Genomic DNA, 2,920 nt, shown 5'->3' on the forward strand with positions numbered 1-2,920 from the left:
GGGTCACGCGACCAGAATCCCAGCTACCCGACTCCGCCGAACCGGGGCGAACCACCCTCACGGTGGGATTCCGACCGTGGGCTGGTCGGTCCGGTGGGCAGCGTAGAACGACTGCTCGTACTCGGCGGGCGGGATGTCGCCGAGGTAGCCGTGCAGCCGCGCGGTGTTGTGCCAGTGCACCCAGCCCAGGGTGGCCAGCTCGACGTCGGCGACGGTCTTCCACGGCCCTGAACGGGTCGGGCCGCGGATCAGCTCGGCCTTGTAGTAGCCGTTGACGGTCTCGGCCAGGGCATTGATGCTCCTATAGATCGCAAGCCTTCAGGCGGCTCGAGGAAGCAGCTCCGGACGGACCCGAGGAGGTGCCGACGGCGGCGGGAGCAGCCGGTAGATCTCCCGGGCCAGGTAGCGCTTCAGGCAGCGGATGATCTCGCGCTTCGATAGCCCTTCAGCGGTGCGCCGGGCGACGTAGTCGATGGTGGGCTGGTGGTGCGATCGCGGGCATGCCCTCACCCGCCGCAACCTTGTGCCCTCGAAGCTGCCCGCTCGATGCTGCCTGGCCTGCTCACGCGCCCTCGCCGTCGTCCGCTACGCCAAGAGCATCGGCGCGACGCTCGAAGTTCGTCGCCAACACGATCGCCAACTCGGCCCAGTACGAGCGCCGCCTGATCGGTCAGCGCACCCGTGAGGGCCTTGCCGCCAAGCGCGCTCAGGGCGTTCGCCTCGGACGGCCCTCCCGGCTGCCCAGCGAGGTCGTGGAGCGCATCGTGCGCGACCGGGGCGCCGGAGAGCCACCCTCACCGCCCTCGCGGCGGCTCTGACCGCTGAGGGCGTCCCGACTGCGCAGGGCGGCGCCCGCTGGTACCCCTCGACCGTGCGCGCGGTGCTGCAGGGCCAGGACGCCGCCGCGCTGGCCCGCTGATGGGTGCGAGGATCATCCGCTGTACCCGCGGGAACGGCGACGGCCCCGCGAGACACCCCTGAGAGACGAGGGGCTGGGGGCTACTGGTCGCCGAACCTCCGAGCAGCGCGCGGCGAGCTCCCCGCGCCGAGCTGACCGCGCAGATGGCGGGGCTCACCGATGCTGAGCTCATCGCCGTCGTGGGCCGGGCTGGCGGTCTGGGCGGCCGCGGGTACGCGCACGATCGGCCGGCGGGTCGGCGACACCGACCATTCGTTGTGGCTCGAGGACGTCGGCGAGTTTCTCACCGGAGACGTCTGGGCCGGTGAGGCTGCGGAAGGACTCGACCGTTACGCGGCATGATGGACGGCCTGGGACCCTTCGCCCAGGACGAACGGCCCGGCCATGTGCTCCGCAGGGGTCGGGTCGTCGGTCACGTCAGGGGCGTTGCGCCCGCAGCCACTCGACCCCGCGGGTGAGCGTGACGTCGACCGTCTGATCCCAGAGGTGTCTGTTGTAGCTGGCGCGGAGCTCCCGGTCGCGACGCCCGCGCTCCCTCAGCTTGTTCAAGTCGGGCCACCGGTACCGCGGCAATCCGGGCCCGAAGTTACGAGCAACGCTTGCGGTCGGGCAACTGCTGTTGCGGGCGCCGAGACCGGCACCGGGTGGTGGCGGTCCCCGGGACGAGGCTGTCGTGGACGCGTGGCGGGCGCCGCTCATCCTGCTCGGATCGGCGTCCGGGGCGCTTCGATGGGGCTGCCCGGGTACGGCCGGAGACCGGACCCCCGTCATCGCGCCTGCTCCTCGGGAAGGATCAGGAGCTCCCGCCCCGGAGGAGGAAGGCGAGCGCCCTGAAGCCGAAGCGGATCGTCGCGTCCGCCGCGTGCACCGGGAAGAGCAGGGCCGACGTCAGGACGTTCCCCGGCGTGGGCCCGGAGCCCTGGGCGTCGGAGCCCTGGGCGTCGGAGCCCTGGGCGTCGGAGCCCTGGGCGTCGGAGCCCTGGGCGTCGGAACGCTGGGCGTCGGAGCGCTGGGCGTCGGAACGGTGCGGCTCGGCGTGCCGCGCCGGCTCCGCCACCCACCCCTGCTGACCCTGCGGGCCCGGGGCGCCCTGCGGGCCGGGCGCACCCTGCGGCCCGGGCGGGCCGGCGGGACCAGGCTCGCCCTGCGGCCCCGCAGGTCCCTGGGGACCGGCCGGACCGGGCTCGCCCTGCGGACCCTGCTCACCGCGCGGCCCAGGCAGCCCCTGCGTTCCGGGAGCACCCTGCTCGCCAGCCAGGCCCTGCAGGCCCTCCTCGCCCCGCTCGCCGTGCTCACCCTGGAGGCCCTGCTCACCTCGGAGGCCCTGCTCACCTCGGAGGCCCTGCTCGCCCTGCAGGCCCTGCAGACCCTGCCCGCCGGGTGCGCCCTGCTGACCGGGGAACCCGTGCACGCCCTGCTCGCCCTGCGGGCCCCGCAGACCCTGCTCTCCGCGAGCGCCCCGCTCGCCCTGCTCGCCCTGCTCACCGCGAGCGCCATGCTCGCCGGTCAGACCCTGCTCGCCGGGCAGACCCTGCTCGCCCTGCAGGCCCTGCTCGCCCTGCTCGCCCTGCTCGCCCTGCAGACCCTCCGAGCCCTGCTCGCCCCTCGAGCCCTGCTCGCCGGCCTGACCCTGCGAGCCCTGCAAACCCTGGTCACCGCGGGCGCCCTGCGCAAAGGCCTGGCCCTGCGTGCCTTGCTCACCCTTCGCGCCCTGCTCGCCCTTCGAGCCCCGGCTACCGTTCGAGCCGTGGTCCCCGCGGGCGCCCTTGTCGCCTGCCGGGCCCTTCTCGCCAGCCTGACGCTGCGGACGCGGCCGACCCTGCGGCTGGGCGTCGGCGGTGTTCCGGCGACGCTCCGAGGTAGACGCGGTGGTCGTGGACTCCTCGTTGCGGCGGTTCGCCGTGGTCGAGCGATTGCCCTGGTCCCCGCGGGCGCCCTTGTCGCCGGCCGGGCCCTTCTCGCCAGCCTGACGCTGCGGACGCGGCCGACCCTGCGGCTGGG

At 74.1% G+C, this 2,920-nt stretch carries 3 protein-coding genes and 1 pseudogene; 2 read left to right on the forward strand and 2 right to left on the reverse strand.

All coding sequences use genetic code 11. The annotated features are described in order from the left end of the window. Window positions 1-57 precede the first annotated feature (57 nt). Window positions 58-294: pseudogene (locus tag PHK61_RS31650) on the reverse strand (integrase core domain-containing protein); the annotation flags it as partial. Window positions 295-500: 206 nt separating this feature from the next. Here PHK61_RS31650 and PHK61_RS32240 point away from each other — a divergent pair. After that, complete coding sequence (locus PHK61_RS32240) at window positions 501-818, forward strand: recombinase family protein (protein ID WP_420791476.1); 318 nt, start codon at window positions 501-503, stop codon at window positions 816-818. Window positions 819-1,712: 894 nt separating this feature from the next. On the opposite strand, the gene PHK61_RS31660 is transcribed toward PHK61_RS32240, so the two are convergent. Next, the gene (locus tag PHK61_RS31660; protein WP_274285017.1) at window positions 1,713-1,976 is read right to left on the reverse strand and encodes a hypothetical protein; all 264 of its coding nucleotides are present in this window, start codon (window positions 1,974-1,976) and stop codon (window positions 1,713-1,715) included. Between PHK61_RS31660 and PHK61_RS31665 the strand changes: the two genes are divergently transcribed. Next, a partial coding sequence (locus tag PHK61_RS31665; RefSeq protein ID WP_274285018.1) for a hypothetical protein occupies window positions 1,956-2,920 on the forward strand: 965 nt, incomplete at its 3' end. The two genes, PHK61_RS31660 and PHK61_RS31665, sit on opposite strands and share 21 nt — an antisense overlap.

Source organism: Actinomycetospora lutea (assembly GCF_028737205.1).
Classification (GTDB): domain Bacteria; phylum Actinomycetota; class Actinomycetes; order Mycobacteriales; family Pseudonocardiaceae; genus Actinomycetospora; species Actinomycetospora lutea.

Bases quoted from the DNA above. Each gene is read 5' to 3' on its own strand.
- PHK61_RS32240 (WP_420791476.1), top strand. From the start codon at position 501: ATGCCCTCACCCGCCGCAACCTTGTGCCCTCGAAGCTGCCCGCTCGAT.